The sequence below is a fragment of the Glaciihabitans sp. UYNi722 genome (assembly GCF_040549465.1).
GTDB lineage: Bacteria > Actinomycetota > Actinomycetes > Actinomycetales > Microbacteriaceae > Lacisediminihabitans.
The window spans coordinates 21,510-34,864 of the sequence record NZ_JBEPTL010000001.1; the positions used below are offsets into that span (position 1 = coordinate 21,510).

Consider the following 13,355-nt stretch of genomic DNA (forward strand, 5'->3'; position numbering starts at 1 on the left):
GTGTGGGTCGCCCCTCGCGTGTGAGACATCAGAACGATTGGGCACAATGACGACAACCGCCGCTGAGGTGACGACGCCTCCTGGCGCACCCGAACAGAAGTCTCGCTCGAAGGTTCGCGGCGGCGGACTCGGGCGCTACATCCTCATCCGTTTTCTGCTGATCTTCCCGACGGTCTTCATCCTGGTCACGCTGGTCTTCCTGCTCATGCGCACGATCGGCGACCCGATCACCGCCTCGCTCGGCGGTCGGCTGAACGCCGAACAGTTGCAGGAGCGCATCCACGCCGCCGGCTACGACCGCCCGGTTATCGTGCAGTACGTCGAATACCTCGGTCAGATCTTCACCGGAAACTTCGGCACCACCATCAGCGACAACCGTCCGATCAGCACGGTTCTGCTCACCTACGGGGGAGCGACCCTCGAACTCGCGGTGTATGCCCTCATCGTCGCGTTCATCGTCGGAATCCCTCTCGGCATGCTCGCGGCCTATCTGCGCGACAGGTGGCCGGATGCGGTACTTCGGGTGCTCGCGATCCTCTTCTATGCCACTCCGGTCTTCTTCGCCGGGCTGCTGCTCAAGCTCGTCTTCGGCGTCTGGCTCGGCGTTCTGCCCATTGCCGGACGTGCCACAACCAGTACCGAGCTCCAGATGCAGTTGCTACCGAACAAGACCGGTATCTACCTCATCGACGCCCTGCAGATCGGCGACCCGGCCATCATCGGCGACGTGCTCTCGCACGCAGTGCTCCCGGCTATCGCGCTCGGGCTGCTCACCGCAGGCGTGTTCCTGCGACTGGTGCGCACCAACGTGATCGGAACCCTGTCGGCCGACTATGTGGATGCGGCACGGTCCCGCGGCGTCAGCGAGTTTCGTCTCGTACGCAAACACGCCTACAAGCCGGCGCTCATCCCGATCATCACCGTCATCGGCCTGCAGATCGCCCTCCTTCTCGGTGGCGCGGTGCTCACCGAGACCACTTTCGAGTGGAAGGGCCTCGGCTTCATGCTGGCGCAGTATCTCTCCGCCCGTGACTTCGTCGCGGTCCAGGGTATTGTCGCCCTGCTGGCCGTAATCGTGGCGATCACTAACTTCATCGTGGATATCGTCGCGGCGCTCATCGACCCGAGGGTGAGGTACTGACATGGCTTCGATTCCCGCTCCGCAGAAGCGTGGACTGCTGCGCCGGCTTCCGATCGTGCATCAGCTGAGGCAGAGTGTCGGCCTCCAACGCGGCATGCTCGTGGCCGGTCTCATCCTCACCGCCGCGTTCCTGCTGACGGCGATCTTCGCCCCGTTGCTCGCCCCGTACGGATTCTCCCAGCTGCGCGACAGCGCGGGTAATTTCGGCACCCAGTTGCCTCCGGGCGGCAAGCACCTGCTCGGCACGACGGTCGGCGGCTACGACGTGCTTTCGCGGGTGATCTGGGGTTCGCAGACGGCGGCCCTCGTGATCATCGTGGCGATCATCCTGTCGATCTTCATCGGCATCGCCATCGGCCTGATCTCCGGATACATCGGCGGCTGGCTCGACCGCGTGCTGGTGACCATCGGCGACGCCGTCTACGCATTTCCGAGCCTGCTGCTCGCGATCGTGATGTCGATAGTGATCTCCGGTGGACGGTCCGACCTCTTCGGCGGAATCCTCTCGGCGGCGATATCGATCACCGTCGTCTTCATCCCCCAGTATTTCCGGGTGATCAGGGCGGAGACGATCCGCATCAAGTCGGAGGCGTTCGTCGAGTCCGCAAAAGTGATCGGTGCCGGAAGCGGACGCATCATGTTCCGCCACATCCTGCGCAATGCGACCCGCACGCTTCCGCTGATCTTCACCCTCAACGCATCGGAGGCGATCCTGACGCTCGCCGGGCTCGGCTTCCTCGGGTTCGGCATCGAGCCGACCTCGGCCGCCGAGTGGGGTTACGATCTCAACAAGTCGATCTCGGATGTGACCAGCGGCATCTGGTGGACATCCGTCTTCCCCGGCCTCGCCATCGTGCTCGTCGTGCTCGGTATCACGCTGGTCGGCGAGAGCCTCAACGACCTCGCCGATCCGCGGTTGCGTACCAGGCGTCGCACCGCAGGCGAGGCACCATCCGTCGCCACGGAGTCAGCGATTCCCGGCGGAAGCCTCGATGTGGTCGGGCACGTCGATCAGCTGGAGGAACGTGCATGAGCAGTCTGGCGAAGGGCGAACAGGCGGTCGGCATCACCGATCTCACCGTGACGTTTGCGACCGATGGCGGGGATGTCCGCGCGGTCGACGGTGTCACGCTCTCGGTCAATGCGGGTGAAGTGCTCGCTATCGTAGGGGAGAGCGGCAGTGGCAAGACGGTCACCGCGAAGACCATCCTCGGACTGCTCCCGGAGACGGCGACCGCGACCGGCGCAGTGCTGCTCGGTCACGACAATGTCGTGACGATCAGCCACAAGCGGCTGCGCGAGATCCGCGGCACGAGCGCGGCAATGGTCTTCCAGGAGCCGTCGACAGCGCTCAATCCTGTCTACACCGTCGGCTGGCAGATCGCGGAGGGTCTGCGCGCCCACGGCAAGTACAGCCGCGCAGAGGCGAAGGCCAAGGCGATCGAGATCCTCGACAAGGTGGGCATTCCCGATGCTGAGCACCGGGTCAACTACTACCCGCACCAGTTCTCTGGCGGGCAGAAGCAGCGTGTCGTCATCGCGATGGCCCTCGTGCTCGATCCAGAGCTGATCGTGGCCGACGAGCCGACGACGGCACTCGACGTCACAGTGCAGGCAGAGATCCTTGACCTGCTGCGCCGCTGCCGTGATGAATTCAACGCCGCGATCGTACTCATCACCCACAACATGGGCGTGGTGGCTGACCTCGCCGACCGTGTCGCCGTGATGTACGAGGGCGAGGTGGTTGAGGAGGCGGATGTCACCAGCCTCTTCGGCAACCCCCAGCACGACTACACCAAGCGTCTGCTCGCGGCGGTGCCCTACCTGGGGTCCGGCACTGTCCACACGCGGGAACGGGCGGCGGAGCGTGCCCTCACCGTCTCCGAGCCTCTCGTCGTGGCGAAGAACCTCGAGATCGAGTACCCGGGCCGTCTCGGTCGCGGTGGCTTCCGGGCGGTCAACGGGGTCAGCTTCGAGATCGGCGCACGCGAGGTGCTCGGCCTGGTCGGCGAGAGCGGATCAGGCAAGACCACCATCGGTCGCGCCATCGGCGGACTCACCAGCATCACGGGTGGTTCCCTTACCGTGCTCGGTCAGGAGATGCTCCGGGTAAAGGAGCGCCAGTTCCGCCCCCTCCGGAGCGAGATCGGCTTTGTCTTCCAGGATCCGGCCACCAGTTTCAATCCGCTCCTGAGCATCGCCGAGTGCGTGGCAGAGCCATTGATCGTGCACGGCAAGGCGGGGGACGCCCGCGCCGCCCGGTCTCGCGTCGACGAGCTCCTCGAAGCAGTGCAGTTGCCCAAAGCCTTCGGAGACCGCTTCCCGCACGAACTGAGCGGCGGACAGCGCCAGCGGGCCTCGCTGGCCAGGGCCATTGCGCTCCAGCCGCGACTGTTGATCGCCGACGAGCCGACCAGCGCGCTCGACGTTTCCGTGCAGGCTCGCGTGCTCGAACTGTTCGCGGAGTTGCAGAAGGAATTCGGATTCGCCGCGCTCTTCATCAGCCATGACCTCGCTGTCGTCGACATCCTGGCCGACCGCATCGCCGTGCTCTACCGCGGTGAACTCGTCGAAGAGGGGACGGGGGCCGAGGTGCTCGGGGCGCCACAGCATCCGTACACGAAGCGTTTGCTCGCCTCCCTGCCGGTACCGAACCCGGCCGAGCAGGCGAAGCGCCGCGCCGAACTCCAACTGTTGAGGACCGAGGGCTAGCATGTCGTCCGTGGGGGACGGAGCGAACATCGTGAAGGCGCGGGACCTGTCGATCCACTACCGATCGAACGGCTCCAAGACCGGGTTTCTGGCGGTGCGCGGAATCACCCTCGACGTCACGCAGGGTGAGATTCTCGGGCTGGTGGGTGAGTCGGGCTCGGGAAAGTCGACCCTCGCCGAAACCATTGCGGGGCTGGCCGGCGGCGGCGGTCTGGGCGACGGAGTTCCGGAGATCTGCGGAGGTTCACTCGAGGTCTACGGCACGAAGGTGCGCGGCATCGGCAGGCGCAAGCGCGATCGACTCACAGTACGCATCGGGTTTCTTCCGCAGGATGCCGCAGAACGGCTGAGCCCGACGCTGACTGTGGCCGACAATGTGGCCGAGCCCATCTACATGCGCGACCGCCGCTTCAACGTGCGGGAGGCCACGGCCGCCGTCGCCACCGTCATCGACGCGATGCGTCTCCCACTCGGACTGATGAACAAGCTGCCCTACGAACTGAGCAGCGGCCAGCGCCAGCGTGTGGCTCTCGCCCGCGCCCTGATCCTCGAACCGACGCTTCTGGTGGCCGACGAGCCGACCAGGGGAGTGGACGCCTCGGTGCGCGACGGCGTGCTGGATTCGCTCAGGGACTTCCAGGCCCGTCGTGACTTCTCGGCGATCATCGTGAGCAGCGATCTCACCGTCGTCTCGCGTATTGCTCATCGTGTCGCCGTTCTGCAGCACGGTGTGGTCGTGGGCCTCGGACCGATCGACGACATCCTCACCGACCCGTACGATCCGTACCTCAAGGGACTTGCCAAGGCGCGGAGTCTCGGGAAAAAGAAGCTTGTCTGGCCTGAACCCGTCGGTAGTGTCGAGGTATGAGCGAGAAACTGTTCTGGGTCGGTGGCTATACAGCGACGATGGATGCCGAAGCCACCGGAATCGGCGTGGCGCGTGCGAGAGCCGATGGCAGCTTCGAATTTGTGCAGACCGCGGTCGAGACCTCGTCGCCATCCTTTCTGGCGGACGGCGTGGTCGACGGCATCGTCTATGCGGTGGACGAGGGCAATCGCCGGGTCGAGGCGTTCCGCCGAGAGGGGCTGCAGCTCCTGCACCAGGGCGGTCACGCTGTCAGCGGCACGTCGCCGTGCCACCTCAGCGTCGCGCCCGATTGGCTCTATGTGTCCAACTACGGCGACGGGTCGGTGGACGTCTTCCCGCTCGCCGCCGCGGGGGAGATCGGTCCACTTGCGCAGAGCCTCCAGGGCGTCGGGCGCGGCCCGCATAATACGCAGGACGGACCCCATGCGCACTCCACGCTGGTAACCGGGGAGAAGACGGTGCTGAGCGCAGATCTCGGCGCCGATCGCGTCTACGTGCACCGTCAGACGGATACCGGTCTCGAGCGCATCGGGTTCGGCGAGTTTCCGGCGGGAACCGGTCCACGTGACCTCCTCGCCGTCGAAGACCGGATCTATCTCCTCGGTGAGTTGGACGGTACGCTCTTCTCCCTCGACGCTCACGCCGGCATCGTGGCCCATGGCTCCTCGATCGCCGACTGGGTCGACGGGGACCACGCCGCCGCACTCGCGATCGATGCGTCCGGGCGATTCCTCTACACGGGGCTGCGTGGCTCCAACCGCGTGGCCGTGGCACGTGCCGACGACCTGAGCCCGCTGGCATCCGTTCCCACCGGCGGTGACTGGCCACGTCATCTCTGGGTTTCCGGCGACATCCTCTATGTGGCGAACCAGCTGTCGAGCACGGTGACGAGCTTCCGCATCGACCCTACGACGGGCATTCCGCAGCTGATCGGCGTCCCGGAACGCGTGCCGTCGCCGACCTATATCCTTCCGGCGCGGTGACTGACACGCAGGCGATTTGGTGCATCGGCATCCTTTGGTAAAGTAGCAAAGCTGTTTCAGCAATCCTCGATAGCTCAATTGGCAGAGCAGCCGGCTGTTAACCGGCAGGTTCTTGGTTCGAGTCCAAGTCGGGGAGCTCGATGGCCGCACGGGGCTCCACCCCCTGCGGCCTTCGTTTGTTTAATAACGGCTGTACTCCCCGGGGAGTAGCGCAGCGCTACCCCCGGGCGGATGCGGCGGCCAATGGGCGACAGTACGATCGATTCATGCCATACCGAGGTCGTTTCACCAGCGCGCGCTGGCACGACCGGTGGCAGGAACCGTGGGACGAGCGGATCGCTGCGCAGGGTCCGCCATGGCGGATGGGCCGCTGGGCAACCCTCTGGCTGCCGGTCGTGTTCTCGCTGGTCACGCAGATCCCGAGCGTGTTCTTCCGTTTTCGCCCCGGTAGCGGCCTCACCCATTCGGCCCAGTGGGACGACAAAGGCCGACTGCTTCTCAGTCTGATCATCGCGTTTATCGGACCATTGGCACTCATCGCCGCTCGCCGATTTCCCGGCCCGGTGGTGGCGATCACGGCTACGGCCGGTGGTGCAGACCTGCTGCTGTTCAGCAATTCCGATCACCCGCCATACGTCGCATTAGCCTTCGCCATCGTGTCGGCTGTCGTCCGTGGTGCGCGAGTCTGGGCCTGGATCTCGGTAGCCGCCGTGTGGGTGGCCACGCTCACCATCGCGATCATCCTCGGCACCGATCTCGCCCCGCCGCGCATCGCATCCATCACCTTCGGCGTGCTCATCGTGATGGGCATCGGAGAGGCGATCCGTACGCGGCGTGACAGATACGAGGAGATCTCCCGCCGGGTCGCCGAGCGCAAGCTCAACGAGGTGCAGGCGGAACGGGTACGCATCGCGCGCGAACTGCATGACGTTCTCGCGCACTCCCTGAGCCAGATCAACGTTCAGGCCGGCGTCGGACTGCACCTGATGGAGCGGCAGCCCGACAAGGCGAAGGAAGCCCTTGCCAGCATCAAGGAGTCGAGCAAGACAGCGCTGGACGAGGTGCGGTCCGTGCTCGGCATCCTGAGGGCTGAGGGCGGAGCGGACCCGAGCGCACCGTTGGTGCCGGAGCCCGACCTGTCGCGATTGGAAGGCCTTGTGGCATCCATGTCTGGCCAGGGCGTCGAGGTCGAGCTGGAGAATCAGATCACTTCGAACCCGCCGGCGGCTGCGCAGCTGGCCCTGTACCGCATCGCTCAGGAGTCCCTAACGAACGTGATCAGGCACGCGAACGCGACAAAGGCGAACGTCTTCCTGCGGGAAGAGGCGAGGGTCTACATCCTCACGGTCACCGACGACGGCGTCGGAGCCGCGTCGCAGTCCAAGAAGGATTCCGGCGGACGCGGCCTGCTCGGCATGCACGAGCGCGCCGAGCTCCTGGGCGGATCACTGCAGGCCAGCCCACTGCCGTACCGCGGTTTTCGCGTGACAGCCCGCATCCCCAGGCACACCGAGGAGACCACGGAATGATTCGCGTCGCTATCGCCGATGACCAGCAGTTGATCCGCGCGGGGTTCCGCTCGCTCCTCGAGGCGGAGCCGGACCTGGAGATCGTGGGGGAGGCCGGGACCGGAAAGGATGCGGTCGCTCTCGTTACCAGGGAGAAACCGGATGTCGTGCTCATGGATATCCGCATGCCCGATGGTGACGGACTATGGGCGACCGAGCAGATCGCGGCTGACCCTGCGCTGTCCAACACACATATTGTCATCGTCACCACCTTCGAACTGGACGAATATGTCGCCCACGCGATCACAGCCGGTGCGAGCGGATTCCTGGTGAAAGACACTGAACCGGTTGAGTTGATCCGCGCGGTCCGGGTGGTCGCCGGCGGCGATGCCCTGCTCTCTCCCGGCGTCACGAAACGCCTGCTCGAGCGGGTGGCCGGCACACTCCAGGAGGCGCCGGATACCACCCAGCTCCGCGTGCTCACCGAGCGTGAGCGTGAGGTGCTGGCGCTTGTCGGGCTCGGTCTCACCAACGATGAGATCGGTCGGAGGCTGTTCCTGAGCCCGCTGACGGCGAAAACGCACGTCTCGAGGATCATGTCCAAGCTGGTGGCGCGCGACCGCGTGCAGCTTGTCGTGGTGGCCTACGAGACCGGCCTGGTGCGCGCGGGCTACCAGGAGTAGTAGTCGTGTGCTCGGCTGCTCCCGTGGCAGTAGGCAGAAGCATCCGGTCGGCAGATTCGTGATCGGAGCCGAACGAAGAGTCTTGTTGTAGCGGTTCCACCGGAGCCCACGACAGAAAAGGATTCACTGTGCTTACGACACTCGCTCTCGCCGGATTCGCGACTCACTGGGGTGGCCCGTGGGGTGGTGGCTTCGGCTTCTTGTTCCTCCTGATCCCGCTGTTCTGGATCGGCCTGTTCATCCTGATCTTCCGACTTGCCGGTCGTCGCTGGCGTCGCAACGGCTGGGGCGGCCCTGGGCACCCCGGCTACGGCGGCTGGGGCAACGCCGCCCGGTCAGCGGAGTCGAGCCTCGCGGAACGCTTCGCGCAGGGCGACATCGATGAGAAGGAGTACCGCGCGCGGCTCGAGGTACTGCGCGCCAACGCCTACCCGCAGCCTCCCGTCAAGTAATCCCACGCGAACCGGCGGCGCAGCATGCGTCGTCGGTTCGCGATACTCTCATGTCTGGGCAGCGGCCGACCGCCCCTGCCGGAAGGAGAGACACGTGAACGCCTGGCTGGAAGAGAACGCGCAGTTCCTCGCGGTCGCCTTGGCCGGGGCATCCGCTCTCTTCTTCGTTCTGGCCATCGTCTTTCTCATCCTCTGGCTTCGTGCCGCTCGTGCACGCCGTCGGCAGTACTTCGCCAGGGTCGACGCAGAACGCGACCAGATCGACCTCGAGGTCGCGCTGCAGGAGGAACGTGGCCGCATACGTATCGTGCGTGAACTCCACGAGGGCGCCGTGCACTCGGTGTCCACCATCATCAGCCAGGCGGATGGCGCCGGTTACGTCGCAGAAACCGATCCGGGGGCTGCGGCGCGTTCGGCCGCCGTCATCGCGGAGACGGCCAGGGGAACCCTCGCGGACCTCCGGCGGGTGATGACCGTCGTCGGCGCTGAGCCGACCGATGAGGTGGAACGCCCGCAGTTCAGTGATATGGACGACCTGATCAGGGTGATGCGCGATGCGGGGCTCGACATCACCTCCGTCGAATCGGGCCAGCGGTTCGACCTCCAGGAGGGCGCCCAGCTCGCTATCTTCCGCATCCTGCAGGAGGCCCTCTCCAACGCGCTGAAGTACGGTGGCCCAGGCACCCAGGTCAAGGTGTCCATCACCTGGACCGACGAGGGACTGCAGCTGCTCGTCGACGATGACGGTGTGCGCTCCGAGGCCCGCCGCCAGGGCCTGGACCCCGACGAGGTCGCGCAGAAGCGCACCTACACCTTCCAGGACGACCTGAATGCGCTCACCGAGGTGGTGGTCGGCCCGGGAATCACCGAGATGCGCGAGCGCGCCTCGCTGTTCCGTGGTGTCTTCAACGCCCATCTGCTGCCCGGCGTCGGCTTCTCGGTCTCCGCGGTGTTCCCGGCGATCCGTTACGACAATGGCGTCCATGGCGTGAAACTGGACTCCTGAGTCATGCGCTTCGCAACCTGCCATGACGATGGCACGGAGTAACGAAGACACCGCCGCGATTCGCAAGGCTCTCGCGGTGGGGCTCGCTGCGGCCGCCTACGGTGTGTCCTACGGGGCCTTGGCCGTGGCTGCCGGGCTCGACGTCTGGCAGACCTGTGTGATGAGTTTGTTGATGTTCACCGGCGGATCCCAGTTCGCCCTGGTCGGCGTGATCGCCACCGGCGGAATAGCCGCGGGGCCGTCAGCTATCGCCAGCGCGGCCATCCTCGGGATCCGCAACGGAATCTACGGTATCCGGATGGCGCCGATCATCGGTCACGGACCGTGGCGTCGCTTCGCTGCGGCCTGGGTCACCATCGACGAGACCACGGCCGTCGCGACCACGCAGCCGACGCTCCGCAGCCAGCGCATCGGCTTCTGGATTACGGCACTCGCGACCTTCGTCGGCTGGAACCTCACCTCGCTGATCGGCGCGCTCATCGGGGATGCGCTCGGCGATGTGCGCATGTACGGACTGGATGCTGCCGCCGCTGCCGCATTCCTCGGCCTGCTGTGGCCCCGCCTCAAGCAACTGCAGACGATCGCGGTGGCCGCCGGAGCGGCGGTCGTTGCCGCCGTGACGACGCCCGTGCTGATCCCGGGCCTGCCGGTGCTCGTGGCCGGGATTGTCGCGGTCGTCGTCGGCCTCTTCAACTGGTTCGGTGCTCCCCGGCGCAGGGAGGCATCCTCGTGACACTCTGGCTGATCGTGATCATCGCCTCGCTGGCCTGTCTCGCCCTCAAGATGGCCGGCTATCTGGTGCCGGCTTCGTTCCTGGACAGGCCGACTCCGGCACGCATCGCCAACCTGCTCACCGTGGCGCTTCTCGCGGCGCTCATCGCCGTGCAGACTTTCGGCCAGGGCGCCCATGTCGTCATCGACGCGCGGTTGCCCGCACTGGGTGTTGCTGCCATGCTGTTCGCGCTGCGCGCGCCGTTCATCGTCGCGGTGATCGCCGCGGCCGTGACCGCCGCGATCATCAGGGCCCTTCTCTAGCCAGCTGAGGCTCTGGCCGGGATCAGGCTTCGAGTTCGTCCACCCCTGGCAGCCAGCTCTGGTCGGGAACGCCCCAGCCGTTCTTGCGCACCGCCTTAACGGCTGCCTTAGCCTGCTTGTATTCGAGACGGTCGGCATAGAGCACACCGTCGAGGTGATCGAACTCGTGCTGGAAAATACGGGCGAGCCAGCCTTCGGTTGTGATCTCGAACGGCTTCTGCTCGAGATCGACGCCGCGGAGGATCGCGAGTTCCGCCCTGCGCAGTGGAAAGCGCTCACCAGGGATCGAGAGGCAGCCTTCAGACTCGCTCTCCTCATCCGCCTCGCCTGTCGGCGTCGGGCTGATCCAGAGCTCGGGGTTGATGGCGACACCGCGCCAGAGCCCGCCATCGTCGTCGGTCCAGTTGTAGACGAAGAGCCGTTTGGCGACCCCGACCTGCGGCGCCGCGAGTCCGACGCCCGGTGCGGCCTCCATCGTCTCGAACATGTCGGCGACGAGGGTTGCGAGCTTCGCATCGAACTCGGTGACGTCGGATGCGCGCGCGTGCAATACAGGATTGCCGGTTATTTGAATCGGGAGGACGGCCATTCGCCAAGAATATCGGAGCATCAGCAGGTAGGGTCGTGCCGTGCCACCTGACCTGAGTGCTTTGTCCGACCAGATCAGTCTCACCCCTAATGCGCCTCTCGGCATCCCGATCGCGCTGGTCGGCGCGGTGTTCCTCTCTATCGGTGCCCAGTTGCAGCATCGCGGGGTCGTGAAGGTCGAAGACTCGACCAAGCAGCCCACGTCGGACGCGCTCAGCATCGGTCAACTGTTCGCCCTGCTGCGCCGACCGTCCTGGGTTTTCGGAACCCTCATGCTCGGCCTTGCTGTCGTCTTTCAGCTCTTCGCCCTCGTGCTTGCGCCGCTCATCGTGGTGCAACCGCTCGGTGCAGTCGCGCTGATCATCACCGCCGTCGTGCACGCGCGGGTGGCCAAGACCAAGCTCTCCAGGGACACCATCCGGCCCATCGTCTTTTGCGTCGTCGGTGTCGGTCTCTTCGTCACCTTCGCCACCATCTTCGCGCATTCCAGCGAGATCTCCGAGGGGCAGCTGGTGACGATCCTCATCCTGCTGGGCATCATCACCGTCGCATTCGCCCTCGTCTTCGCCTTCCTTCGCAAGCGTTTCAAAGCCTTCATCTACATCGTCGGCGCCGGGGTACTCTACGGTTTCGTCGCCACCCTCGCGAAGGTGGTCATCGACCGCGTGCACGCCCTGATCATCGGCTCGTCGGCGAGTCACGGTTTCGAATGGCTGACGCTGTTCTGCGTCGTCGCACTGCTGGTGGCGACCATCCTCGGCGGTTACTTCGTGCAGACCGCGTATGCGTCCGGGCCTCCCGATCTCGTCATTGCAGGCCTCACGGTGATCGACCCGATCGTCGCGGTCACCATCGGAATCGTCGTACTCCAGGAGGCCGCCGGCGCCCCGTGGTTTGCCGTCATCGCGTTCGCGATCTCCGGTGCGCTGGCGGTCTACGGCGTGGTCCAGCTCTCCAGACGTCAACCAGAAGTGCAGCACTAAGCTGTTGGTTCTGCCTCCTACCGCAAGGGATGCCCAGGAATTTGTCTGATACCCCGCACAACACCGCCGCAAAGAAGCCCCTCACGATTCTCATGGGTGCCGATACCTTCCCGCCCGACGTCAACGGTGCGGCGAACTTCATCTCACGCCTGTCGGCAGGGCTCACCGAGCGCGGACACCAACTTCATGTCGAGGCTCCATCGGTCAACGGCAAATACGGCGCGTTCATCGAAGAGCATGACGGCGCCAAATTCACCATCCACCGCATCTACTCGTGGCGCTGGTATCCGCACGACTGGCTGCGATTCATCCCGCCGTGGCGCAGCCAGGCGCACGCCGCTCGCATCCTTGACCTGGTGAAGCCGGATGTCGTGCACGTCCAGTCGCACCTCGTCATCGGCAGGGGCCTGGCCAGGCAGGCCGCGAAGCGTGGCATCAGGGTTATCGCCACCAACCACTTCATGCCAGAGAACCTGATCGATCACACGCGGCTTCCGCAGTTCCTCCGCAAGAAGGCCATCCAGATGGCGTGGAAGGATGCGTCGTCCACTTTCGCCTACTGCGAGGCAGTGACCGCTCCGAGTCGCAAGGCCGCTGACTACCTCGAGGGCGAGACTGGGCTCACGCACGTCCACGCGATCTCCTGCGGCATCGACGCGTCGTTGTACACGCCGAGCTTTGAGAAGCGCACGGAGAACCGCATCGTCTTCGTCGGACGCGTCTCGGGGGAGAAGCACATCGACGTGCTGCTCAAGGCCGTCGCGACCATGGATCCGGCACTCAACACCCAGGTCGACATCGTGGGCGGTGGCGACCAGATGAACCAGTTGAAGAACCTGGCCAAGCAGTTGGGTATCGCAGACAACGTCAACTTCACCGGCTACGTCACCGATGACGAGCTGCGCACCGTGCTCGCCAATGCCAGCGTGTTCGCGATGCCGTCGATCGCGGAACTTCAGAGCATCGCGACCATGGAAGCCATGGCATCCGCCTTGCCAGTCGTTGCAGCCAATGCGATGGCGCTTCCGCATCTCGTGCACGACGGCAAGAACGGTTTCCTCTTCGCGCCGGGCGATTCGGCGGACCTCGCCGCCAAGCTCACGCAGGTTCTCACCCTGTCGGATGAGGAGCTCACCCGCATGAAAAAGGCGAGTCTCAGATACATCGCGGCACACGATATCCAGCGCACGCTGAACACCTTTGAGAGCCTGTATCGTGGTGAACCGGTGACCGATCCGGTCACCGACGCGTCGCTCGACGAGCCGGTTTCCTAACGCTCAGCGGGACCGCGGGGCGGTAGCTCAGCTGGTTAGAGCAGCGGACTCATAATCCGTCGGTCACGGGTTCAAGTCCCGTTCGCCCCACCAACGTTTGTATGGGAATCTGGAGCGCGCCC

General features: G+C 65.1%; 14 protein-coding genes and 2 tRNA genes. 15 read left to right on the top strand and 1 reads right to left on the bottom strand.

Annotated elements, in window-relative coordinates; translation table 11 throughout:
- Positions 1-46: 46 nt before the first annotated feature.
- From ABIB56_RS00095 to ABIB56_RS00150, 12 genes are all read left to right on the top strand, one after another.
- Entirely contained in the window at positions 47-1,141 is a 1,095-nt protein-coding gene (locus ABIB56_RS00095) for an ABC transporter permease (protein ID WP_354566684.1), read from the top strand.
- Position 1,142: 1 nt separating this feature from the next.
- On the top strand, positions 1,143-2,174 hold the full coding sequence (locus ABIB56_RS00100) for an ABC transporter permease (RefSeq protein ID WP_354566685.1): 1,032 nt from the start codon (positions 1,143-1,145) through the stop codon (positions 2,172-2,174).
- Positions 2,171-3,853, top strand: a complete 1,683-nt coding sequence (locus ABIB56_RS00105; protein WP_354566686.1) for a dipeptide ABC transporter ATP-binding protein — start codon at positions 2,171-2,173, stop codon at positions 3,851-3,853. Before ABIB56_RS00100 ends, ABIB56_RS00105 begins: the two co-directional genes overlap by 4 nt.
- Before the next feature lie 10 nt (positions 3,854-3,863).
- The gene (locus ABIB56_RS00110) at positions 3,864-4,721 is read left to right on the top strand and encodes an ATP-binding cassette domain-containing protein (protein ID WP_354566687.1); all 858 of its coding nucleotides are present in this window, start codon (positions 3,864-3,866) and stop codon (positions 4,719-4,721) included.
- Positions 4,718-5,704 carry a lactonase family protein gene (locus ABIB56_RS00115; RefSeq protein ID WP_354566688.1) on the top strand — a complete coding sequence of 329 codons (987 nt, stop codon included), beginning with the start codon at positions 4,718-4,720 and terminating at the stop codon, positions 5,702-5,704. Before ABIB56_RS00110 ends, ABIB56_RS00115 begins: the two co-directional genes overlap by 4 nt.
- A 63-nt stretch (positions 5,705-5,767) precedes the next feature.
- Positions 5,768-5,840, top strand: a tRNA-Asn gene (locus ABIB56_RS00120).
- 130 nt (positions 5,841-5,970) lie between these two features.
- Positions 5,971-7,233 (top strand): sensor histidine kinase, encoded by a 1,263-nt coding sequence (locus tag ABIB56_RS00125; RefSeq protein WP_354566689.1) that lies wholly within the window; start codon positions 5,971-5,973, stop codon positions 7,231-7,233.
- Positions 7,230-7,895 carry a response regulator gene (locus ABIB56_RS00130; protein ID WP_354566690.1) on the top strand — a complete coding sequence of 222 codons (666 nt, stop codon included), beginning with the start codon at positions 7,230-7,232 and terminating at the stop codon, positions 7,893-7,895. The genes ABIB56_RS00125 and ABIB56_RS00130 overlap by 4 nt, the downstream gene beginning before the upstream one ends.
- A gap of 128 nt (positions 7,896-8,023) precedes the next feature.
- Entirely contained in the window at positions 8,024-8,347 is a 324-nt protein-coding gene (locus ABIB56_RS00135; protein ID WP_354566691.1) for an SHOCT domain-containing protein, read from the top strand.
- 94 nt (positions 8,348-8,441) lie between these two features.
- On the top strand, positions 8,442-9,353 hold the full coding sequence (locus ABIB56_RS00140; RefSeq protein ID WP_354566692.1) for a sensor histidine kinase: 912 nt from the start codon (positions 8,442-8,444) through the stop codon (positions 9,351-9,353).
- A 22-nt stretch (positions 9,354-9,375) separates the two neighbouring features.
- Positions 9,376-10,086, top strand: coding sequence for an AzlC family ABC transporter permease (locus ABIB56_RS00145; RefSeq protein ID WP_354566693.1), 711 nt, complete (start codon positions 9,376-9,378; stop codon positions 10,084-10,086).
- Positions 10,083-10,388 carry an AzlD domain-containing protein gene (locus ABIB56_RS00150; RefSeq protein WP_354566694.1) on the top strand — a complete coding sequence of 102 codons (306 nt, stop codon included), beginning with the start codon at positions 10,083-10,085 and terminating at the stop codon, positions 10,386-10,388. Before ABIB56_RS00145 ends, ABIB56_RS00150 begins: the two co-directional genes overlap by 4 nt.
- Positions 10,389-10,410: 22 nt before the next feature.
- Here ABIB56_RS00150 and def read toward each other — a convergent pair whose 3' ends face one another.
- Entirely contained in the window at positions 10,411-10,977 is a 567-nt protein-coding gene (def, locus tag ABIB56_RS00155) for a peptide deformylase (RefSeq protein WP_354566695.1), read from the bottom strand.
- A 40-nt stretch (positions 10,978-11,017) separates the two neighbouring features.
- Here def and ABIB56_RS00160 point away from each other — a divergent pair, with 40 nt between their 5' ends.
- The 3 genes from ABIB56_RS00160 to ABIB56_RS00170 all read left to right on the top strand — a co-directional run bounded on the left by ABIB56_RS00160 (position 11,018) and on the right by ABIB56_RS00170 (position 13,326).
- On the top strand, positions 11,018-11,959 hold the full coding sequence (locus ABIB56_RS00160) for a DMT family transporter (RefSeq protein ID WP_354566697.1): 942 nt from the start codon (positions 11,018-11,020) through the stop codon (positions 11,957-11,959).
- A 29-nt stretch (positions 11,960-11,988) separates the two neighbouring features.
- Positions 11,989-13,233, top strand: coding sequence for a glycosyltransferase (locus tag ABIB56_RS00165; protein ID WP_502917515.1), 1,245 nt, complete (start codon positions 11,989-11,991; stop codon positions 13,231-13,233).
- A 16-nt stretch (positions 13,234-13,249) separates the two neighbouring features.
- Positions 13,250-13,326 (top strand) — tRNA-Ile (locus ABIB56_RS00170).
- The last annotated feature ends 29 nt before the right edge of the window (positions 13,327-13,355 follow it).